Here is a 21,442-nt window from a genome sequence, read left to right on the forward strand (position 1 = left end):
CATCCATGACCAGCAAAGCGACGCCCGCCGCCACGGCACTGCACGACGGGCACGGTCGCCGGATCGACTATGTGCGGCTGTCGCTGACCGACCGCTGCGACATGCGGTGTCGGTATTGCATGGCCGAGGAGATGGTGTTCCTGCCGCGCGCCGAGGTGTTGAGTCTGGAAGAAGTTGCCGAGCTGGCGCGGCGTTTCGTGGCGCGGGGGGTGACGCGCATCCGGCTGACCGGCGGCGAGCCGCTGGCCCGGCGTGGCGCGGTCGATGTCGCGCATGAAATCGGCGGTCTGATCGGCCATGGTCTCGACGAGTTGACGCTGACGACGAATGCGACGCGGTTGGCCGAACATGCCGATGGCCTGTGGGATGCGGGCATCCGGCGGATCAATGTCAGCCTCGATTCGCTCGATCCAGCGCGTTTCCGCTATGTGACGCGACAAGGCGACCTGGCGCGCGTGCTGGCGGGGATCGAGGCAGCGCGGGCGCGCGGCTTTGCGATCAAGATCAACATGGTCGCGTTGAAAGGGTTGAACGACGACGAGATCGTGCCGATGCTGCGTTGGTGCGGCGAACGGAGGTTCGACCTGTCGCTGATCGAGACGATGCCGCTGGGGCAGATCGACGACGACCGTCAGGACCGGTTCTATCCGTTGACCGAGGCGAAGACGCGGATCGAGGCCGAACACGCGCTCGTCCCCAGTGCCCAACGCACCGGCGGTCCCGCGCGATACTGGCAGGTGCCCGATCTCAGCGTGACTTTGGGCCTGATCTCGCCGCTAACGCGCAATTTCTGCGACAGCTGCAACCGCATCCGGGTGTCGGCGTCGGGGCAGTTGTTCATGTGCCTGGGGCATGAGGACAATGTCGATCTGCGCGCGGCGCTGCGTTCGGGCGACGACACCGCGCTCGACATCGCCATCGACCGCGCACTTCGCCTGAAACCCGCGCGCCACGACTTCGACCTCGCGACGCCTGCCACCGCGCGGCACATGAGCGTTACCGGCGGATGATTGCCGAACCCAAACGCGCGCTGCTCGTCTCACCGACCGATGCGGCGCAGGACGCGGCAGTCAAGCTGCGCGAGCGCCGCGACTGGGTCGAACTCGACCAGGCCGAAATGGTCGTGGCACTGGGCGGCGACGGATTCATGTTGCAGGTGCTGCACCAGATGCTCGAACGGCGGCGCATCCTGCCAGTGTTCGGCATGAATCTGGGCACCGTCGGTTTCCTGATGAACGAATGGCGCGAGAAGCGGCTCGACGAGCGCATCGAGGGCGCGAAACTGTTCAATGTGACCCCGCTGAAGATGGAGGCGACGACCATCGACGGCGAGCAGGTCACGCTGCCCGCGATCAACGAAGTGTCGCTGCTGCGCGAAACCCGCCAGACCGCAAAGCTTGAGGTCAGCGTCAACGACCGCATCGTGATTCCCGAGCTCGTCTGCGACGGCGTGCTCGTCGCGACACCGGCCGGTTCGACTGCCTATAATTTGTCGGCGCAAGGGCCGATCCTGCCGCTCGGTTCGGCGATGCTGGCGCTGACCCCGATCAGCCCGTTCCGGCCGCGGCGCTGGCGCGGGGCAATCCTGACCGAAAGCGCGCGCATCGCGTTCCGCGTGCTCGACGCGGTGAAACGGCCGGTATCGTGCGTCGCCGACCAGCGCGAAGTCCGCGACGTCGCCACGATCAGCGTGTCGATCGACAAGTCGCAGACCCTGAAACTACTGTTCGACCCCGAACATGCCCTCGACGACCGCATCGTGATGGAGCAATTTGCCACCTGACCGGGTTGCAACGCGCGCCCGCACTGGTATAGGCCCGCCTTCCGCAGCGGTATTCCCTGATAGCTCAGCGGTAGAGCATTCGACTGTTAATCGAATGGCCGTAGGTTCGAATCCTACTCAGGGAGCCACCGCGCAGCGCGCAGATGATTTAGCGGAGCTAAATCACAGACGCGCCAGCGCGTACGGCGTTAGCGCAGCATAACGACCGACGGCGCGGCTTTGCCGCGTCGCCTAGAAGACAATTCCCACATTGCACATCAATGCGCGCGCGGCGATCAGCTTCACATCGATGATTGCCAACGATTGCCTGTTGCCAACCTCCACCGTCAGAAGGCGTTCGTTCCTGATGGCCAACTCACTCACCAGTCTGTCATCGTCCAAAAGGCAAAAGGTGCGACCGTCGTTGGTAGAGAGGTTTGGAGCTTGTTGGATTGGAGGAATGGTAAGAGCATCGAGAAGTGTTTTCATTCGATTGTCGATGTCGCCATGCGACAACATCCCGCCAGGGAGATCAGATGAGTACAACGTCACGCTTAGGCTAGCTCGAAGAGCCAGCTTGTCAGAGACGAGTGGAACATATTCTGTATCCTTGATCCTACGCGGCACATAGCAATCGTTCGGCATGTACAGTGGATCGATGAACTTCGCAGAACCGATCAACGGTTCGGTGTTCCACAATCGCCGCATCTGTGGATCAAATTGCGCTCGAACATTCTGAATTTGGCTTGGCGAGCCGCGTGGAGGAAGATCGCCTTGGAAAGTTAGCGAGAACCGCACCCTACGCCGCCTCCTTTACAAACCCCACCCCAGAAAACTCCATCGTCCCGTCCTCGAGCTTGCCATACCGCAAGGTCACCAGGTCGAGCGCATAGTTCTGGTACAGCTTCCACGGCTTCACATTGCCCTGCTTGGGCAGCTTGTCGAGCGCGCGTTGCACATAGCCCGAGGAGAAATCGAGGAACGGCTCCTCGGTAATCCCCGGCTGCGGGCGCGGGGTAGCGACGCGGAGGCCCCGCGATTTCATATGGTTGATCAGGCGGCAGACATATTCGCTGGTCAGGTCGGCCTTCAGCGTCCAGCTCGCGTTGGTGTAACCGAACACGAAGGCGAGGTTCGGTACATTGCCGACCATCATCCCCTTGTAGATCAGCGCCTTGCCCAGATCGACCGGCACCCCGTCCCTGTCGAACGCGACATCGCCCAGCACGTTGAGTTTCAGGCCGGTCGCGGTGACAACGATATCGGCGTCGAGCTTTGCGCCCGATGCCAGACGGATGCCATCGGCTTCGAACCGCTCGATGGTGTCGGTCGCGACCGACGCCCGCCCGTCGCGCAGCGACGCGAACAAATCCTCGTCGGGGATCAGGCACAGGCGCTGGTCCCACGGATTGTAGCGCGGGGTGAAGTGCGTCTCGACGTCGTAGTCGGGGCCGAGCGCCGCGCGCGTCATGCCGAGAAGGTGCTCCTTCACCTTTTCCGGTCGCTTGCGCGTCATGCGGTAGAACAACATCTGTAACCCGACCTTGCGCCAGCGGGTCAGGAAATAAGACAGCTTGGCGCCAAGCGTGCGCCGCGTGAGGTTCGCGAACTTGTCTTCAGCGGGCATCGACAAGACCCAGGTCGGCGAGCGTTGCAGCATCGTCACATGCGCCGCAGCCTTCGCCATTTCGGGCACGAGCGTCACCGCTGTAGCGCCACTGCCGATCACGACGACGCGCTTGCCGGTGTAATCGAGGTCGGCGGGCCAGAATTGCGGGTGGACCAAACGGCCCTCGAAGTCGGCTTCGCCCGGCCATTCGGGGCGGTGGCCCTCGTCATAGCTATAGTAGCCCGAACACATCAGCACGAACCCCGCGCGGATCGTCACGCGGCCCTGCGGCGTTTCGGCTTCAACCTCCCACACCGCGTCCGCCGCGTTCCAGTGCGCCGCGACGACTTTGTGGCCGAAACGGATATTGCGGTCGATGCCATTCTCGCGTGCGGTTTCGCGGACGTAGCGCAGTATCGAGGCACCGTCGGCAATGGCTCTCTTTTCGAGCCACGGCTTAAACCGGTATCCGAGCGTGAACATGTCGCTGTCCGAGCGGATCCCGGGGTAGCGAAACAAATCCCATGTCCCGCCAATGGCATCGCGCGCTTCCCAGATCGCGTAGCTCGTGCCGGGGCAGCGGTCTTGCAGATGCCATGCCGCGCCGATGCCCGACAGGCCCGCACCGACGATCAGGACGTCAACATGCTCCACACCGCTCTCCTTTATTGACAGCAATGTCAGTCCGATTGACGCGCGCGTCAACCGCTAAAGGTTTTCCACAGCAACTGGCCGGAGACGTAGAGAATCAGGACGCCGGTGGCACGGCGGACCATCGGCTCGCTGAATATCCGGATGCCCGCATGCGTCCCGATCTGGCCGCCGATCAGTACGGCGACGAGCAACGGCCAGAAGGCCGCGATGCTCGCCAGCCCCGACGTGCCGAGCTTGTTGAGTTGTCCGGCAAGCCCCGCGATGGAATTGACGAGGATGAACACACTGGCGGTCGCAGCGATCTGGCGCGGCGGTCCCCAGCGCATCAGATGCTGGAGCGGCGACAGGAAAATACCGCCACCGATCCCGACGAGGCCGGAGAGATAGCCGACCGCACCGCCGATGGCGGCATCGCCGACGCCGGTCGTCTTGCGCGTAGCCTCGGCGGCGCGGGTGCGCTGGAACAACAACAGCAGGCCCGCGACGAACAGGCTGGCGCCGAGAATAGCAATATACGTCGCCTGCTTAATCGGCGTGAGCCCGCCCAGATACGCAAGCGGTGCCGAGACGATCACCAGCGGCAGGACGCGCCGCCATGGCACCAGCCCCGCCCGCGCGAAGCGGATCGTGCCGCCGGTGACGACCACGATGTTGCACAGCGGGGCGATGACCGGGACAAGCTGTGCACTGACCCCCGCCAGCACCAGCAGCGCAATATAGGTCGATCCGCCGCCGAACCCGACGCTGGCATAGAGCAGCGCGGTGAGGAAGAAAGCGGCGGCGAGGGCGGTCAATTAGTCCTCCCCGGAACGAGTTTCGGGTTGGATTGCCCCCGGCAATCCAAGTCCAGTCCGGGGGACTGGACGACCCGAAACTGGTGGCAGGCAAAGCCTGACGGAGGGGGGTCTCCACCGGAGACGCACCAGGTGCGGCGAGCCCCCTCCACCGCTGCGCGGTCCCCCTCCCCGTTGCGGGGAGGAATTAGAGCGCCCCGTGGCAATGCTTATACTTCTTCCCCGACCCACACGGGCAATTCGCATTGCGACTGACATTACCTTCCCACGACGCCGGATCGCTGCCCAACTGGATCGCTTCGGTCGGTGCTGCCATCGTCAGAGTGCCCGCCTCGCCGCTCGAGAAATTGCCGAACGCGCCGGTATCGGGCCACGCCCCGGCTTCGGGGAAGGCATCGAGATTGGTGAAGATATCGGGCATCGACGGCAGTTCGGGCGGGGCCATGAACTGAGCGTGGGCGAGCAATTTGGTCACGTCCTCGCGGATCAGTTGTAACATACGCTCGAACAGCGCGAACGCCTCCTGCTTGTATTCGTTGATCGGCGTCTTCTGGGCATAAGCGCGGAGATGGATGACCTGGCGCAGCGCGTCGAGCGTTGCCAGATGTTCCTTCCAGTGATGGTCGAGGTTCTGGAGCAGCACACTCTTTTCGACCGTACCCCAGGTTTCCTTGCCGATCTCCTCGGTCTTGGCGGCAATCGTCGCGTCGGCGGCTTCCTGCAGCCGCGTTTCGAGCGCTTCGGGATCGATCCCCTCTTCCCGTGCCCAGTCGGCGAACGGCAGGTCGAGCCCGAAGGTCTCGATGACACGGTCGTGCAGCGCCGCCACATCCCATTGTTCGGGATAGCTGTTCGGCGGACAGGCGTCGGCGATCAGGCCGTTGACTGTCTCCGCGCGCATGTCGGTCACCACGTCATCGACGGCTTCGGAATCCATGATGTCCGCGCGCTGTTCGTACACGACTTTTCGCTGGTCGTTCATGACGTCGTCGTATTCGACGACCTGCTTGCGAATGTCGTAGTTGCGCGCCTCGACCTTTTTCTGCGCGGTTTCGATGGCCTTCGACATCCAGCGCGACGGCGGCAGCGCCTCGCCGTCTTCCAGATTGGCGCGCATCATTTTCGCGAACATCGTGTCGGGGCCGAAAATACGCAAAAGCTCATCGTCGAGCGAGAGATAGAAGCGCGACAGGCCGGGATCGCCCTGCCGACCCGAGCGGCCACGTAGCTGGTTATCGATGCGGCGGCTTTCGTGGCGTTCGGTGCCGAGCACGAACAGCCCGCCCGCGGCGATAACCTTTGCCTTGTTCTCGGCAACCTCGGCCTTGATCTCGGCAATGGCGGCGTCGCGCATCGGACCGTCGGGCATGTCGCCCAGTTCGTCCTCGATCCGGAATTCGACGTTGCCGCCGAGCTGGATGTCGGTGCCGCGCCCCGCCATGTTGGTGGCGATGGTCACGGCGCCAAGACTGCCGGCCTGCGCGACGATATGGGCTTCCTGCTCGTGGAAACGGGCGTTGAGCACTTTGTGCTCGACACCCTCGGCGGTCAGGAATTCGCTGAGCAGTTCGGATTTCTCGATCGACACGGTGCCGACCAGCACCGGCTGACCGGCAGCGGCCTTTTCGGCAATCGCCTTGGCAATGCCCTGAAACTTGTCGTTGGTGTCCTTGTAGAACGTATCTTCCTCGTCGACGCGCGCCACGGGCAGGTTCGTCGGGATGGTCACGACGTTCATCTTGTAGATCTGGTGGAACTCAGCCGCCTCGGTCGCGGCCGTGCCCGTCATGCCGCCGAGTTTGGGGTACATGCGGAAGTAGTTCTGGAAGGTGATCGAGGCCATCGTCTGGTTTTCGGGCTCGATCTCGACGCCTTCCTTGGCCTCGACCGCCTGGTGCAAGCCATCCGACCAGCGCCGCCCGTCCATCATGCGGCCGGTGAACTCGTCGATGATGACGACCTTTCCGTCCTTGACGATGTAGTCGATGTCTTTCCGGAACATGACGTTGGCGCGCAGCGACTGGTTGAGGTGGTGGACCACCTGGGTGTTCTCGAAATCATACAGGTTATCGCCCTCGAGCAACCCTGCTGCTTCGAGCATCCGTTCCATCTTTTCGGTGCCGTCCTCGGTCAGGATCACCGATTTCTGCTTTTCGTCGAGCTCGTAATCGTCGGGGACCAGCTCCTTCACGAGCTTGTCGACCTGCATGTACAGCTCGGACTTGTCGTCGGTGGGGCCGGAGATGATCAGCGGCGTACGGGCTTCGTCGATCAGCACCGAATCGACTTCGTCGACCACGGCGAAACTGAAGGCGCGCTGGACCATGTCGGTCCGCTCGTACTTCATATTGTCGCGCAGATAATCGAAGCCGAACTCGTTGTTGGTGCCATAGGTGATGTCGGACGCATAGGCGTCGCGGCGTTCCTGATCGCCGATGTTGGGCACGATGACGCCGACGCTGAGGCCCAGGAACTTGTACACCTGTCCCATCCATTCGGCGTCGCGGCGGGCGAGGTAATCGTTGACGGTGACGACGTGGACACCCGTGCCCGGCAGCGCGTTGAGATAGACCGCGAGCGTCGCGACGAGGGTCTTGCCCTCACCAGTCCGCATCTCGGCGATCTCGCCGCGGTGGAGGACGATGCCGCCGACCATCTGCACGTCATAATGCCGCTGGCCGAGCACGCGCTTGGCCGCCTCGCGCACGGTGGCGAATGCTTCGGGAAGCAGGTCGTCGAGCGTCGCGCCTTCGTCGAGCCGCGCGCGGAACAGCACGGTCTGGTTCGCAAGTTCTTCGTCGGTCATCGCCGAGATCGTCGGTTCGAAGCCCGCGATTTTGGACACAAGACCGCCAAGGGATTTGACGTAACGATCGTTCGACGACCCGAAAATTGCTTTGGCGACGCCACCGAGCATGAGAAATTCCAGTAATGATAAGGGGAACCCGCGCGTGGCGCGGGCAAGAGATTTCGGCGATTGACGTGCGCGAAAGGCTAGACGCGCAGCCGCCCTGCATAGAGCGGGGTCGTCCGGACGGGGGCGCTGTGCCGCGCCAGCGGACCGAAGTTTACGCGGTCCGATGCCCCGAATGTGCGGGGCGAAACGGACATGAGGCGCGGTGCCTGACGCTCGACACGCACGCTGGCGGTCGCCGAGACCTCGCACGCCGGACGCGGGGCAGCGGCGGCAGGTGTGCCGACACCGACCATGGCGGTCAGGAACGCAGAAAGGAGCAGCAGCAAACGCATCGTGACGATCATGTAATAGCGCGCGGCGCTTTCGTCCACCTTAACGCGTGGAATTGCAAAACGTGACCTCGCCCAAGCCTACTTCATATTCCAGTTGAACTTCCCGCTCCATTTTGCCGTTATCGGCAAGCCGCCGTTCTTGGCAGGCTTAAACCTAGCTCGGACGAGCATCAGTTGGCATGTGTGGGTGTCTAGCAGTTCCCAACCCGACGAGTTATCGACGGTGCATGCAACCGGACACCCCTTTTCAGATATCTCAAGCGTGAAGCTAACGAGGCCTTGCATATTGCTTCGACGGGCTGCGGCGGGATAGTCGGCGTCGCTGACCCAAGACCCTACGGGTCCGCCACGTTCGCAGGCAGTCTTTGTTCCTGGTGCCAAAGTGAACCTTGGCGACGATAATGCTGGGATTTTGAGATCAGGCGTTGCCGTTGCCTGAGCAAGTAGTAACGGGAGGAGCATAGGTTATTCCGCAAAGCTCAACAAACTGAGTGATGCTACCCTCGAGAGCAAATTGTGTCGATAGCTGCCCGTTCCCCCCTCGCCACCCCCTTCCCCGACCTGCCGCCCCTCGACGGCGTGACGATCCGCGTTGCCCGCGCGGGGTACAAGGACTGGGGCCGCTGCGACCTGACTTTTGCCGAGTTTGCCCCCGGCACTACCGTCGCGGGCGTGACGACGCAGAGCAAATGCCCCTCGCCCGAAGTCGAATGGTGCCGCGCGGCGCTGACGCTCGGACAGGCGCGCGCGCTGGTCGTCAATGCGGGCAACGCCAATGCGTTCACGGGCAATCGCGGCAAGGTGGCGGTTGAGGCGATTGCGGCGAAGGTCGCGGGGCATCTCGGGTGCCAGCCCTCCGATGTGTTCGTTGCCTCGACCGGCGTGATCGGCACGGCGCTGCCCATTCCCAAGGCCGAAGCCGGACTCGACGCGGCGTTCGTCGCGTCGCCCGCGTCATGGGAGGAAGCGACCAACACGATCGGCACGACCGATACCTTTCCCAAGGCGGCGATGACCCGCGCGGTGATCGGCGGGCAGACGGTGAGCCTTGTGGGCTTCATCAAGGGCAGCGGCATGATCGCGCCCGACATGGCGACAATGCTGGGATTCATCTTCACCGATGCCGCGGTCGAACCGGCTTTCCTCCAGACGATGTTGAGCGCGGCCAACCGGGCGACGTTCAGTTGCATCACGGTCGATAGCGACACCTCGACCAGCGACACGGTACTCGCCTTTGCGACCGGCAAGGCAGGCAATGCGCCGCTGGCCGGGTTCGACGATGCCGGGGCTGACGCGTTTCAGGCGGCACTGGCCGACCTGTGCCGCCAACTCGCGCATCTCGTGGTGCGCGACGGCGAAGGTGCGACGAAGTTCATCGAAGTACGCGTGACCGGTGCCGAGAGCGACGCCAGCGCGCACCGCATCGGGATGAGCATCGCCAATTCGCCGCTGGTGAAGACTGCGATCGCGGGCGAGGACGCCAATTGGGGCCGCGTCGTGATGGCGGTCGGGAAGGCTGGCGAACCTGCCGACCGCGACCGGCTGTCGATCAGCTTCGGCGGCGTCGAAGTGGCGCGCGACGGGCTGGTCGTCGAGGGGTACGACGAAGCGCCGGTCGCCGCGCATCTGAAGGGGGCGGACATCGACATATCGGTCGATCTGGGCCTCGGATCCGGTCGCGCGACCGTTTGGACGTGCGATCTGACGCATGGCTATATTTCGATCAATGCGGACTATCGGAGTTAGTTGAGCGCCGGTCCTAGGTCGTTGTTTTCCTCAATCCGTAACATCCGAATATCGCGTACCGAGGGCTGGAACCAGTTATAGGCGCGCTTCAATTCCTGCACGGCAAGCACACAGTCCACCGCAGTTACGGCATCGTTGCCGAAATAGGTCGATCCCTGTTGCCAGTCGAAGCCGCGCTGTTCCAGCGTTCTGCGAACGTCTGAATAAGCATTGCGCCAAGAGGGATTGGGATAAGTCGCCTCAAGTGTCGGCGTATCGAGATCAAAGACAATTGCGTACATACTTCCCCCTAAGCTTGGTTTCCCGCTTGTACGATTATGTCCGATGCCAGCCATGGGGAATGCTACCTAAAGCTCGCTCTCAAGCCAAGCCTTCAACTGCCCCTTGGGGGCCGCGCCCACCTTGGTCGCGGCGGGCTGGCCGTTCTTGAACAGGATCATCGTCGGGATGCCGCGGACGCCATATTTGCCCGGCGCGTCGGGGTTTTCGTCGATGTTGAGCTTGGCGATGGTAACTTGCTCGCCGAGTTCGTCGGACAGTTCTTCTAGGCTCGGCCCGATCATCTTGCACGGGCCGCACCATTCGGCCCAGAAATCGACGAGCACGGGGCCGCCCGCCGCGATCACATCGGTGGCGAAGCTGTCGTCGGTGATCTTGAGGGTAGCCATGGGAATCTCCTGAATGTCGTCACTCTAAGTAAGGCCAAGTTCGCCGGACTCAACCGGTTGGTGACGGCAAGAGTTGCTGTGCCGCCTGCAAGCCCGGCTTGTGCGGCGCAAGGTCGGCATCGTTGAGCGCGATGAGGCGCGGACCGGACGTGTAGAGCAACGCCGCGCGCACGGTGCGGTCGGGGAAAACGCCGCGCAGGACCGCAACATAGGCGGCCATCTGGCGCTTGTACGCTTCGGGCACAGCGGTTGCATCGGCAGGTACGCGGCGGCCGGTCTTGAAATCGACGATATCCACGGTGTCCGTGCCGACGATCAACCGGTCGACGGTGCCTGAAATCACCACGCCCGCGACGACACCCGCCACCGGCACTTCCGCCAGGCCGTCGGGGCCGAACAGGTGCGCGCAGGCCGGGTGGTCGAGCACGTCGAGTACCGCGCCGGTGAGGTCGGCGCGGACAGCAGGCTCCGCGACCCCTGCCGACCGTAAGAGCCAGCGGTCGGCAGCGGTGGCGCGTGTTGCGGGCGCGAGTTGTGGCAACCGCTCGAACAAGGCGTGGATCAGGCGGCCGCGCTCGGCAACGGCCTGCATGACGGCGGACGGCGGCGGGTCGGCGACGGTGTCCGGCCCGAGCGACGACGGGCTGAGCGGGCGCGGCGGACGAGCCTCGGGCGGCGCGGGACGGTCGAGCCAGTCGGGGCGGGTGACGATCGGCGATGCCTCATCCACTTTGGCAGGTTTCGTGATGCTGCGACCCGCGACTTCATGCACCCGCGCGCTTCCCCAATCGGGAATTTCGACCTGCGCCGCGCCCATTCGCATCATCGCGCGCTCGATAACGCTATGCCAGCTTGCCTCGGGCACGGTTTTTTGTCGCTGCGAAAGCGATCCGGCGACGACGAGTTGCTCTTCCGCGCGAGTCATGGCGACGTAGAGCAGACGCCAATGTTCGCGCCGGTCCTGTTCCGACAGATGTGTAGCCATTGCTTCGAGCTTGATATCCAGCCGCCGCTCCTTGGCATTGGGCCGGAACAGCGGAACGGGTTCGGTCAGTTCATCGATCAAAAAGCTGAAATCGCGGTCGTTTGCCGCCTCGGGGTCGCCGGTCGCATCGGCGAGGATGACGAGCGGCGCCTGCAATCCCTTTGCCGCGTGGACGGTCATCACGCGGACGGCATCGCCCTGCCCGCCAGCGTCGCGCACGATCTCGCCTTCCCCGCGGTCGAACCAGTCGAGAAAGCCCTGTAAAGTTGCGACGCCTTCGCGCTCGAACTGGAGCGCGGCGTTGAGCAGTTCATCGATCGGGTCGGCGGCTTCGTTGCCGAGACGGCGGAGCAGGTTTTTGCGGGCGGCGATATCGCCGGAGAGCATTGTTTCGAGAAAGATGTAGGGCGAGACATAGTCTGCTATTGTCAATAGCTTACGGGGAATAGCTATGGACTGTTCGGAACTATGGGTGCGAAGGTGCTCCCACAGCGACCCGCTCCGCTTCACATGCGCCGCGTCGTATAGCTGTTCCTGCGTCCAGCCGCAGATCGGCGAGACGAGCAACGACGCGAGAGTCAGGTCGTCGTCGGGCTGTACCGCGAAACGCAGCGCGGCGAGGCAGTCCTTGACCGCCAGCGGCGAGGCGAGCCGCAAGCGGTCCACGCCCGCGACGGGAACGCCCTCTTTTTGCAGGCGTGCCACGAGCAAGGCGGCAAGGTCGCTGCGCTTGCGGACGAGGATCATGACGTCGCCGGCGGTGAGCGGTCCGCCACGCGGTTTACCTTCACCGTTGTTCTTAGTTTCGAGCATCCGCCCTTCGGCGATCCAGTCCTTGACCTGCACGGCGATACGCGAAGCGAGCGTGCGCGTTGCAGTCGGCACCCAGCCCTCTTCGCCGTCTTCCTCTTCGCCCTCGGGTGCACGGACGGGGGGCAACAGGGTGACGCTCCCTGCCCCGCCCTTGGCGCTCTCGTGGCGGTCGAGCGCTTGTTCGCCGAATGCGTCCTCGCCGAGCTCGTCGAGCAGCGCATCGACCACCTCGAGTACCGGCGGCGTCGAACGGAACGAGCGATCAAGCGACAGCCGCGCCAGTTCGCGCCCTGCGGCGGCGGCACGACCCTCGAAATCCTCGCCCGCATCGGCGTAGAAGCGCGGATCGGTGCCCTGAAACCCGAAGATCGCCTGTTTGTAGTCGCCGACGGTGAACAGGGTCCGCAGTACATCGGCCCGCGCGCCCTCGCCTGCCCAGAATTCGCCCGCCAGCGCCTTGACGATCTCCCACTGGCGTTCGTTGGTGTCCTGCGCCTCGTCGACGAGAATATGGTCGGTCGCCTGATCGAGCTTATAGGCGATCCATGCGCCCATTCCGGACTCTTTGAGCAGCGCAACGGCTTTCCCGATCAGATCGTCGAAATCGACCAGCCCCGCCGCCTTCTTCGCATCCGCATAGGCGCGCGCATAACGGCGTGCGGCGTGGAGGCCGTGGGCGATGTCCTGCGCCAGTGCCGCCTTTTGTTGCAACGCCAGCAACGCCCCGTACCACTCACGTATCCGCGCCGCGAGCGGCTCGTAACGCGGGTCGGTGGGCACCTGCCCCTTGCCGGTGCGCGGGTCGCCGTCGGCCTTGTTCCAGACGAGGTGTAGCTTGGCCAGTTCGGCGGCGCGTTGGGCGGGTTCGCCGTGGAACCAGTCGGAGATAATTGTCGCGCGTTTTTCGCCGGTTTTGCCCCAGTCGGCGAGCACCTGGCCAAGGTCGAACAGCGTGTCGCGGTCAAAATTGTCTTCCTCGCACGCCTCGACCACGTCGTTGGGAGAGAAATCGGCGGGAATACCGAGCGCGCGGCGGACGACCGCCTCGATGCCCTCGGGCAGCGACTCCAGCGCCTCGACGTTTTTTGCAGCGCGCAACAGGAAGCTCTGCGTCCCCGCCTCGCCCAATCGTCGCGAGAGCGCGCGCAGAGCTGTGATAAGCCTCACCTCGCCATCGCGTTCCGCTCTCTCAGCCAACTCTCCGAGCACGTTCGAGGCCAGCGCCGCCTGTTCGCGCCCTTCGACGGCGCGAAAGCCGGGCGCGAGACCCGCTTCCAGCGGAAAGCTGCCCAGCAACGTCTGGCAGAACGCGTGTATCGTCATCACGCGCAAGCCACCGCCGCGCGCCTCCAGTACCGACGCGAACAGGGTCCGGGCGCGGGCCACGTCTTCAGGGTCGTCGTTTTCGCCCAGCGCAAACAATTCGTGTTTCAGCGCTTTGTCGTCGAGCCGCGCCCACCACGCGAGGCGGGTGTGGACGCGCTCAGCCATTTCCGCCGCGCCCGCGCGGGTGAAGGTCAGGCACAGGATCGAATCGGGGCGGACACCGGGGCGCAGCAACAGCCGCAGGACGCGCGCGGCGAGCACATAGGTCTTGCCCGTCCCCGCCGACGCCGACAGCCAGACATCGGCATCGGGTGACGACGCAGCCGCCTGCGTGCCACGCAGCTCGGCAAAGGGCTCAGTCTTCGCGGCCATACCACTCGTCCCGCCGCATCAGCTGGTCATAGTCTTCGTAAGGGGCGTATTCGGGGTGCAGCTTCGCCTTGAAAGGCGCTTCGCCTGTCAGCCAGTTTTCGGCTGCCTTGGTAAAAATGGCGATGGCGTGCGCGACGAAATCCTCCTTGGCGATGGGCGCTCGCCCGCCGACGGGCGATGAGGCTTTGCCGAAGCTGTCGCCGTTTTTGGTGAGCGACCAATATTCGAATTCGCTGACCCGTGGTCGCCCGATGTTTGCCGATGTCGGCGTGGCTGGCGAGTCTTCGACCCACATAGGTTCGGGCCGGACTTGGTCTGGCACGGCCCCCTGTCCGCTTGGCTTGAGATCGAACCCGCCCCGTTCCGCAATCGCCGCGAGGAGCCCGAGTTGCATCGAATAGCCTGCCGCCACGGACTTGCCGCTCGGTGCGCTGCCGGTTTTGTAATCGATAACCGCGAGGCTGCCGTCGTCGAGCCGGTCGATGCGGTCGGCGATACCGCTGAGGTCGATGCCTGCGATATTGGCCTTGCCCTTCACCTCCGACACGATCGGCTCGCGGCGCTCCTCGATGCGTTGGGTCGCGATGCGGTCCGCGACCCATTGGCAGGCCTCGACCAGACGCGGCTCCCACAACGTGCGAACGATGGGGTGGACGCCGGGTTCGTTGAGCAGCGCGGCGATGCGGGGAAGCAGCTTGTCGGGGTGGAGCTTGTCCTCGCGCATCCACGCGTCGAGCACGGCATGGACCGCACTGCCCCGCCAGGCCGGTCCGGGGTCGGCGTCGACCGCGTCGAGCGGCGACAGGCGGAGCATGGCTCGGGCGTAAAAGGCGTACGGGTCGGCCTTCAGCCGGTCGACCTCGGTCACGGAAATGCGGCGCGGGCGGTCGGCGACGGGCGGCGACGGCGCGGGCCGGTGCGCGGGTTGCGGCGCGCCGGGGTTGGCGTCGATGGCAGTGGCGAGCGCGGGCAGGCGTTCGTCCTTGTCGAGGCCGCCCGTCATCGCCTCCAGCCGCAACAGGAAGCGCGAGGCAATCGTCGCCGAGCGGGCATCGCGGATGGCGCGGGTCAGCAGGACTTCGCCTGCACCGAGTGCCACTGCCAGATCATGCGCGGCAAGGCCCACGCGGCGTTCGGGATCGGCCAGTTCCAGTTCGCGCCTAACGCGGGGGCTAAGCCACGGGTCGGCGCCGGTCGCGGGGGGCCAACTGCCTTCGTTGAGGCCGCCGAGCACAAGCAAATCGGCCTGTTGCAACCGCGCCTCGATCAGGCCGTAGATGCTGATGCGCGGATGGCCGCCCTGCGGCGGGCGGATGGCTTTTTCGCCGAGCAGTTGGCGGAGAAGCGGGAGCAGGTCGTCGCGAGAGAAATCGGCGGGGCCGAGGTCGTGACGGGCCTCCAGATCGGCGAACAGGTCGGCGGCGCAGCGGCCAGCGGGTCCGGCCCAGACGCCTTCGCCGCCGAGCATTTCTAGCAGGGTGCGGATTGCCGCGAGCAGATCGCCGAACGAGGCGCGCGGGCAAGCAAAGGCAGCTTCGAAATCGGCAAACAGCGGCGCGGTTTCGGTCCACCATATGGTCGCGCGGTCGCGGACGGGGCGTTCGCGGTCGTTGCCCGAACGCAGCCATGCCGCGAGGCCCGCCAGCCCCGGTGCAGGTCGCGGCCCGCGCAGCGCGAGATCGAGGCGGCGGACGCCGTCGAGCCAGGGCAAACGCGCCTCGCCGCTGCGGACCAGCGGGTGTTTGAGAACAGCGAGCAAGGCGGTCGGCGCAAAGCGTTCGACGCCGAGCGCCGCAATGGCCTGAATAAGGACGCCGACCGGCATCGCGGCAAGGGGTTGTCCGGCCGAATCGTCGGCCTCTATCCCCCAGCGCCGGAGATGTGCGCCGACGCGGCCTGCAAGACCCCGGTCCGGGGTGATCAGCGCGGCAGTGCGTTCAGGCGTCTCGAGCGCCTCGCGCAGCGCAATCGCGATACCTTGCGCCTCATCGGCGGGCGCGGCGAAAGTGGCGAGGCGAACGCCCTTGAGGCTGCGCTGCGGCGCGGGGAGGTCGATCCATTTGCTGGTGAAGCGTGCCGGGGCGAACGCATTCGAGACTGCCCTGCCCCGCACCGCTTTGCGCGGTTTGCCGTCACCCCAGCGCCAGCGAACGACCTCGGCGCGGGTGACGCGAATGCGGTCGAGCAGCAGGCGTAAGTGATGCTGGGGATGGGTTTCGATGGCGGCGCGGTTCTCGTCGCCCGCAATCGCATCCCATTCGGCGTCGGGGCTGGCGAGGTCGAGTCCCGGCAACACGACCGATCCGTCCGGTAACCGCGCAACGACCGCGAGCAGATCGGCAATCGCCTTGGCCGCACTTGTCACGCCCGCCGCGATGACGAAATGATCGGGCGGGGTGTCGCGCCATCGGCTGGCGAGGCCGCGCAACAGGCGGTTGCGGCGTTCGGGCAGGTCGATGCGGTCCAGCTTGGCCAGTTCCTCGGGCCAGCGCGTAATGACGGTGGCGAACAGGTCGAGCGATTTCTGCCAGTGCCCGGCGAGGTCCGGCCCAACGCTGAGTTCGCACAAGTCGGCAGGGGTGCGATCCTCGGCAATCAGTTCATCGAGGGTGCTGCCGAGTTCGGTCGCGAGGCGCACCGCCTCTGCCGTGCCGACCCTCTGTCCGATCAGGCTGCGTTCCTGCTGCACCAGTCGCGCAAGGATCATCCGGCGGGTCAGCGGATCGACGGCGGGTGGAACGTCGCTGTCGATGCCGTCAAGCGCCACACCGGGGGCCTCGCCCGCGTCGCCGATGGCGACGATGCGCGGCAGCAAGAGGCCGCTTTCGGCGCGGCGCACGAACGCATCGGTGACGGCCCGGATCGCGCGGTTGTTGGGCAGCAGAATCATGCCGCGCGCCAGCGCCATGCGGTCCTTGCCGTGCTGGGCGAGAATGCCCGTCACCAACGCGTCAGCGAACGACCGGTAGACGGGGATGGAGAAAACCTTGGGGCCGCGCGCCTCAGGCATCGGCCAACATGGCTTCGGTCTTGGCGATGGCGGGCGGGCTGCCGACGTCGAACCACAGCCCCTGATGTACGACGCCGTAACAGCGCCCCGCCGCGATCGCGCGATCCCAGAATACGTTCGTCGAAAAGGCGTCGGCGGGCGGGTCGGCGATCAGGCGTTGCGACAGCATTTGCACGCCGGTCCACACGAACGGGGCGATGCGACCGACCTTGCGCCGCGAGATCAGTCCGCCTGCGTCCATATGAAAATCGCCCTTTCCGCCATGGCAATTGGCGCGCGCGAGCGGGACGAGCAGTAGCAGCGCGTCCATTGTCGCGTCGTTCCAGCGCTGGGCGAGCAGGTCGAAAGTATCGATCGGGCCGTCGACCCAGAAATTGTCGCTGTTGACCTGAATGAACGGGTCGGCGTCGATCAGCGGCAGCGCCTTGATCAGGCCGCCGCCGGTTTCGAGCAGCTTGGCGCGCTCGTCGGAAATCGCGATATCGAGTCCGTGGTTGTGGCGCTTGAGGTGCGCTTCGAGCGCGTCGGCCAGATAATGGACATTGACCACGGCGCGCTCGACACCGGCTGCGGCGAGCCGGGCAAGGACATGGTCGATCAGTGCACCGCCCGCGACCTCGACCAGCGGCTTGGGACGTGTCGCCGTGAGCGGACGCATCCGTTTGCCGAGACCCGCCGCCATGACCATTGCGGTTTTGGGGACGGGCGCGCCGGTCATGCGGGGTCTTTCAGATAGCCGCCGCGCTTGTCCGCCGGAATATTGGCGTCGAACCACGCGGCTACTTCGGCAAGTGCCGGATGCGCGAGGTCGCGCTCGAGATAGCCCCAGACGCGCGGCAGGAAATCGAGGTAGCGCGGCTTGCCGTCGCGCTGCCACAGACGAGTGAAGATGCCGATAATCTTGGCGTTCCGCTGCGCGCCGAGAATGGCGTAGCTGTCGAGAAACGCGGTGCCGGGTTGCGCGAGCCGCTGATATTCGACCAGCATCTGCGTTTCGATGTCCTCGGGAACGTCGCGGCGCGCGTCCTGAAGCATCGAGACAAGATCATAGGCAGGGTGGCCCACCAGCGCGTCCTGAAAATCGAGCAGGCCGAGGCGGGCATGCCCCTCAAGTCCGTCGCGCAGCATGATGTTTTCGGCGTGGTAATCGCGCAGCACCGTCACCGATGGTACGTCGTCAATGCGGTCGAACACGGTGTCCCACGCGACGTGATAGCCGTCGGCATCCACCGTGAGGCCCACGGCGGGGCAATGCCATTCTGTCAGCAATCCCGCCTCGCGGTGCATTTCCTTGCGCGAATAGGGTGGTACATTTGCAGGCGGATGACGGTGGAGTTCGGCGAGGAGTGCAACCGTGGCCGTATAGGTCGCGGCCTCGTCGACATCGCCCGCATCGACCATCTCGCGCATCCGGGCGTCGCCGAAATCCTCCAGCAGCACAAGGCCGTGGTCGAGATCTTCGGCCAGGATCGCGGGAGCGGCGAACCCCAGCGCGCACAAATGCCGCGCGATGCCGATGAACGGGCGCGGATCTTCGTGCGGAGGCGGCGCGTCCATCAGGACGGCACGGCGCGATGGCTCGATCACGCGGAAATAGCGGCGGAACGAGGCATCGCCCGCCAGCGGCTCGATACGGGCGTTGCCCCAGCCTGCGCGGGTCAGGAAATCGGGTGCCGCAGCGGGCGGAATCATCTCGGCGGCCATCGGCCTCCCCAAGCGGGCGGCACTTGTGCTGTCAAGGCACGGCTACCGTCTTTGTGCGCGGCGAGCGTCAGGGCGAGGACATCGGGCCAGAGGCGCGCCCCCATCCGCTCGGGCCATTCGATCACGAGGGCGCCGTCGTAGCGCGCCTCATCGAGCCCGAGTTCGTCGAGCGCGTCAGGGCTGTCGAGGCGGTAGAGATCGACGTGGAGCAGCGGCAGCCGCACCGCGGGCGGATCATAGGGAATAACCAGCGGATAGCTCGGGCTGGGAACATCGCCGTGATGGCCGAGCCCCGCCAGGATGCCGCGCGCGAAGACCGTCTTGCCTGCGCCGAGCGGCCCGCTCAGCGTCATGACGTCACCCGTGCCGAGCATCGCGCCGAGCCGAGCCCCGAACGCCAGCGTCTCATCCGGCGATCCCAGCCGGATCATCGCGCCAGGCTCATCGGGGAAGGTCGATCCGCACCAGCGTCCCCTGCCCCGCTTCGGCCATCACCGACAGCGCGCCGCCGTGCGCCTTGATCGTATCGCGCGGCGCGGCGAGCGCGGGGGTGTCGCCGTCGTCGGTGCCGGGGCCGTTGTCCGATACCACGATCAGCGCGCCCTCGGTCGTGCCGCTGGCGTGGAGCAGGACGCGGCCCTTGGGGGGAGTCGCGTCGACGGCATGGAGCAAGAGTTTCTCGACCGCCTCGCACAGCCGCCGCGCATCGCCCTCGACCCGCCCGACCGAGACATGCAGGTCGGTCGCGAAATCGATACCCTTGGCCAGCGCGACATCCTCCGACGCGGCGACCGCACGGTCGAGCATCTGGAGCAGATCGACCGTCTCGCGGTCCACCGCCGCCAGCCCCGCGTCGCTTTGCGTCAGTTGCAGCGTGTCGTCGACCAGCGAGCCGAGCTTGCCGACCGATTCAAGGATCGCCTCGACATATTGCTTCGCCTCGGCGGTGAGGTCGCCGGCATAGCCCTTGTCGAGCATCTCCGCGAAGCCGCCGATCGAGGTCAGCGGCGTCCGCAATTCGTAACTCATATTTGCGACGAACGCTGTCTTGACCTTGTCCGCCGCTTCATAGGCCTCGGCGCGGTCGCGCAGGACACGCTCGACCCGCCGGCTGTCGGTCACGTCGAGCATCGTGAACAGCGCATTGCCGTCGGGCAACGGCACGGCGGCGAATTCGAAATGCCGCCCGTCTTTCATCGCGACGCGTCCGCCCTGCGACTTGCGCTCGATGGTCGCGGCACGGACGAGGTCGCGGATCAGCGCCGCGCGCGACGGGGTCGTCAGCGTGCCCGCCGCCGCCTCGACCAGCGCATCGACGCGCGGGTGCGCCGACAGCATTGCCTCGTCGAAACCCCACACGTCGCGGAAACGGTTGTTCCACGAGGTCAGCCGCCCGTCGGCCCCGAACACGCCGACCGCCTCGAACAGATTGTCGAACGTCGCCGTGCGGACGCGTAGCAACGTGTCGCGCGCGCTGGCGAGCTGCAGTTGCTCGGTGCGGTCCTCGAACACCACGATCAAGCCGCCGTCGGGGACCGGTTGCGCGACGACGCGCAAGTGTGTGCCGTCGGGCAGCAGCCAGCTTTCCTCCGCCCCCGCATCGGTGGTGAACCACGCCGCGCGTTCGGCGCGCCACGCCGGGAAATCACGGGCTTCGGGTGCGCGGCCGGCCTCGCGCATCCGGTCGAGCACGCGGTCGAATTCTGGCCGGTCGGACAGCCATTCGGGCTTCATCGCAAAGATCGACTGGAACGGCGTGTTGCTGAAGGTGAGCGACCGGTCGGCGGCGAATTGTGCGACGCCCGCAGACAACCGGTCGAGCGTGTCGCGCTGCGCCTCGGCAAAGCGACGGAGTTCGGCGCGCGAGCGGTCGAGCTCGTCATTGTCGAGCGCATAACCCGCCACGCCCGACGCCCCGAGCGGCACATCCACGACGCGCATCGAGCGCCGCTTGCCGCCGATGGTCGCAGGGACGTCGCGGCTGGTCGCCGCGCCCGCCACCCGCGCCGCGTCGGCAGCGGCAATCGGCGTCAGGCCGCCGACCGCCTCGACGAGTTCGAGTCCCCGGGCCACTGCATCCTCGGCGCTCGCGGCATCGACCGCCTCGACATAGGCGCGGTTGACGAGAGTCAGCCGCAAGTCGGGGCCACGATGCCACATCGGCACCGGCGCGGCCTCGATCAGTTGTGACAATGCCGCGAAAGCGCGCTCGAGCCGGGCGACCTCGTCGGCGAGTTCGCCGATTTCGGTCTGGCTCTCGGTAGCATCGAAAACCCAGAAGATGACGCTGCCCGATGCGCCGAGTGCCGCCGGGGCCGGGCCGCCGCGCATCAGCAACGTCCGCCCCGATCCGCTGGCGCGCACCGCCCGCACGAAACGCGCGCCGGTGCGTTGTGCGGCGGCGACATCGCGCGACAACTCGTTCGCATCGCTTTCAGTAAGTCCGGCGGCGGGCGTGTGGAAATCGATCACGAACCCCGGCGTACGCGGCAGGCCTAGCCATTGACCGAGCCGCTCTGGTGCCTCGATCCGCCCGTCCGCCCGGACGACGACAGGCAGCGCAGGCGTGGTATCGAGCAATGCCGCCAGCCGGTCCGCCTGTGACGTGGCAAACGCCGCGCGCCGTCGCAGCTGTAAGCCGGTGATAATCGCCCAGGTGGCCGCGCCGAGCCATAGCGCCATGACGATGCCGATCAGCACGGCCATATTGGTCGTCAGCGTCAGCATGTCGAAATCGGGGCGCGAAATGG

At 65.4% G+C, this 21,442-nt stretch carries 17 protein-coding genes and 1 tRNA gene; 4 read left to right on the top strand and 14 right to left on the bottom strand.

The features are described 5' to 3' along the window. Positions 1 to 5: 5 nt before the first annotated feature. The 3 genes from moaA to M0209_RS05200 all read left to right on the top strand — a co-directional run bounded on the left by moaA (position 6) and on the right by M0209_RS05200 (position 1,911). The gene (moaA, locus tag M0209_RS05190) at positions 6 to 1,010 is read left to right on the top strand and encodes a GTP 3',8-cyclase MoaA (protein WP_258887230.1); all 1,005 of its coding nucleotides are present in this window, start codon (positions 6 to 8) and stop codon (positions 1,008 to 1,010) included. Further along, entirely contained in the window at positions 1,007 to 1,783 is a 777-nt protein-coding gene (locus tag M0209_RS05195) for an NAD kinase (RefSeq protein WP_258887231.1), read from the top strand. The genes moaA and M0209_RS05195 overlap by 4 nt, the downstream gene beginning before the upstream one ends. 53 nt (positions 1,784 to 1,836) lie before the next feature. Continuing rightward, positions 1,837 to 1,911: transfer RNA gene (locus M0209_RS05200), tRNA-Asn, on the top strand. A gap of 103 nt (positions 1,912 to 2,014) precedes the next feature. On the opposite strand, the gene M0209_RS05205 is transcribed toward M0209_RS05200, so the two are convergent. The 6 genes from M0209_RS05205 to M0209_RS17410 form a co-directional block, all read right to left on the bottom strand. Beyond that, positions 2,015 to 2,560, bottom strand: a complete 546-nt coding sequence (locus M0209_RS05205) for a hypothetical protein (RefSeq protein ID WP_258887232.1) — start codon at positions 2,558 to 2,560, stop codon at positions 2,015 to 2,017. Between the two features lies 1 nt (position 2,561). Next, a complete protein-coding gene (locus M0209_RS05210) occupies positions 2,562 to 4,025 on the bottom strand; it encodes an NAD(P)/FAD-dependent oxidoreductase (RefSeq protein ID WP_258887233.1) in 1,464 nt (487 codons plus the stop codon). Positions 4,026 to 4,072: 47 nt separating this feature from the next. Then, positions 4,073 to 4,819 carry a sulfite exporter TauE/SafE family protein gene (locus M0209_RS05215; RefSeq protein WP_258887234.1) on the bottom strand — a complete coding sequence of 249 codons (747 nt, stop codon included), beginning with the start codon at positions 4,817 to 4,819 and terminating at the stop codon, positions 4,073 to 4,075. Positions 4,820 to 5,006: 187 nt separating this feature from the next. Next, on the bottom strand, positions 5,007 to 7,736 hold the full coding sequence (gene secA, locus M0209_RS05220; protein WP_258887235.1) for a preprotein translocase subunit SecA: 2,730 nt from the start codon (positions 7,734 to 7,736) through the stop codon (positions 5,007 to 5,009). Positions 7,737 to 7,813: 77 nt separating this feature from the next. Further along, positions 7,814 to 8,107, bottom strand: coding sequence for a hypothetical protein (locus M0209_RS05225; protein WP_258887236.1), 294 nt, complete (start codon positions 8,105 to 8,107; stop codon positions 7,814 to 7,816). A 39-nt stretch (positions 8,108 to 8,146) separates the two neighbouring features. Continuing rightward, positions 8,147 to 8,530: an energy transducer TonB gene (locus M0209_RS17410; RefSeq protein WP_408988182.1), complete on the bottom strand. Its 384-nt coding sequence runs from the start codon at positions 8,528 to 8,530 to the stop codon at positions 8,147 to 8,149. Positions 8,531 to 8,590: 60 nt separating this feature from the next. Between M0209_RS17410 and argJ the strand changes: the two genes are divergently transcribed. Next, positions 8,591 to 9,814, top strand: a complete 1,224-nt coding sequence (gene argJ / locus M0209_RS05230) for a bifunctional glutamate N-acetyltransferase/amino-acid acetyltransferase ArgJ (RefSeq protein WP_258889571.1) — start codon at positions 8,591 to 8,593, stop codon at positions 9,812 to 9,814. Here argJ and M0209_RS05235 read toward each other — a convergent pair. From M0209_RS05235 to M0209_RS05270, 8 genes are all read right to left on the bottom strand, one after another. After that, complete coding sequence (locus M0209_RS05235; protein ID WP_258887237.1) at positions 9,811 to 10,095, bottom strand: virulence factor; 285 nt, start codon at positions 10,093 to 10,095, stop codon at positions 9,811 to 9,813. The two genes, argJ and M0209_RS05235, sit on opposite strands and share 4 nt — an antisense overlap. A gap of 66 nt (positions 10,096 to 10,161) precedes the next feature. Beyond that, on the bottom strand, positions 10,162 to 10,482 hold the full coding sequence (gene trxA / locus M0209_RS05240) for a thioredoxin TrxA (RefSeq protein ID WP_258887238.1): 321 nt from the start codon (positions 10,480 to 10,482) through the stop codon (positions 10,162 to 10,164). Between the two features lie 49 nt (positions 10,483 to 10,531). Further along, a complete protein-coding gene (gene addA / locus M0209_RS05245; protein WP_258887239.1) occupies positions 10,532 to 13,978 on the bottom strand; it encodes a double-strand break repair helicase AddA in 3,447 nt (1,148 codons plus the stop codon). After that, a complete protein-coding gene (gene addB, locus M0209_RS05250) occupies positions 13,962 to 16,988 on the bottom strand; it encodes a double-strand break repair protein AddB (protein ID WP_258887240.1) in 3,027 nt (1,008 codons plus the stop codon). The genes addA and addB overlap by 17 nt, the downstream gene beginning before the upstream one ends. Then, on the bottom strand, positions 16,981 to 17,706 hold the full coding sequence (locus M0209_RS05255) for a nucleotidyltransferase family protein (protein ID WP_258887241.1): 726 nt from the start codon (positions 17,704 to 17,706) through the stop codon (positions 16,981 to 16,983). Before M0209_RS05255 ends, addB begins: the two co-directional genes overlap by 8 nt. Next, the gene (locus tag M0209_RS05260; RefSeq protein WP_258889572.1) at positions 17,703 to 18,680 is read right to left on the bottom strand and encodes an aminoglycoside phosphotransferase family protein; all 978 of its coding nucleotides are present in this window, start codon (positions 18,678 to 18,680) and stop codon (positions 17,703 to 17,705) included. Before M0209_RS05260 ends, M0209_RS05255 begins: the two co-directional genes overlap by 4 nt. Next, a complete protein-coding gene (gene tsaE, locus M0209_RS05265; protein WP_258887242.1) occupies positions 18,677 to 19,123 on the bottom strand; it encodes a tRNA (adenosine(37)-N6)-threonylcarbamoyltransferase complex ATPase subunit type 1 TsaE in 447 nt (148 codons plus the stop codon). The genes M0209_RS05260 and tsaE overlap by 4 nt, the downstream gene beginning before the upstream one ends. 10 nt (positions 19,124 to 19,133) lie before the next feature. After that, complete coding sequence (locus M0209_RS05270; protein WP_258887243.1) at positions 19,134 to 21,419, bottom strand: PAS domain-containing sensor histidine kinase; 2,286 nt, start codon at positions 21,417 to 21,419, stop codon at positions 19,134 to 19,136. Positions 21,420 to 21,442 lie beyond the last annotated feature (23 nt).

Source organism: Sphingomonas sp. SUN039 (assembly GCF_024758725.1).
GTDB lineage: Bacteria > Pseudomonadota > Alphaproteobacteria > Sphingomonadales > Sphingomonadaceae > Sphingomonas_O.

Bases quoted from the DNA above. Each gene is read 5' to 3' on its own strand.
- tsaE (WP_258887242.1), bottom strand. From the start codon at position 19,123: ATGATCCGGCTGGGATCGCCGGATGAGACGCTGGCGTTCGGGGCTCGG.
- addB (WP_258887240.1), bottom strand. From the start codon at position 16,988: ATGCCTGAGGCGCGCGGCCCCAAGGTTTTCTCCATCCCCGTCTACCGG.
- trxA (WP_258887238.1), bottom strand. From the start codon at position 10,482: ATGGCTACCCTCAAGATCACCGACGACAGCTTCGCCACCGATGTGATC.
- M0209_RS05255 (WP_258887241.1), bottom strand. From the start codon at position 17,706: ATGACCGGCGCGCCCGTCCCCAAAACCGCAATGGTCATGGCGGCGGGT.
- M0209_RS05235 (WP_258887237.1), bottom strand. From the start codon at position 10,095: ATGTACGCAATTGTCTTTGATCTCGATACGCCGACACTTGAGGCGACT.
- M0209_RS05270 (WP_258887243.1), bottom strand. From the start codon at position 21,419: ATGCTGACGCTGACGACCAATATGGCCGTGCTGATCGGCATCGTCATG.
- addA (WP_258887239.1), bottom strand. From the start codon at position 13,978: ATGGCCGCGAAGACTGAGCCCTTTGCCGAGCTGCGTGGCACGCAGGCG.
- moaA (WP_258887230.1), top strand. From the start codon at position 6: ATGACCAGCAAAGCGACGCCCGCCGCCACGGCACTGCACGACGGGCAC.
- M0209_RS17410 (WP_408988182.1), bottom strand. From the start codon at position 8,530: ATGCTCCTCCCGTTACTACTTGCTCAGGCAACGGCAACGCCTGATCTC.
- M0209_RS05260 (WP_258889572.1), bottom strand. From the start codon at position 18,680: ATGATTCCGCCCGCTGCGGCACCCGATTTCCTGACCCGCGCAGGCTGG.
- secA (WP_258887235.1), bottom strand. From the start codon at position 7,736: ATGCTCGGTGGCGTCGCCAAAGCAATTTTCGGGTCGTCGAACGATCGT.
- M0209_RS05195 (WP_258887231.1), top strand. From the start codon at position 1,007: ATGATTGCCGAACCCAAACGCGCGCTGCTCGTCTCACCGACCGATGCG.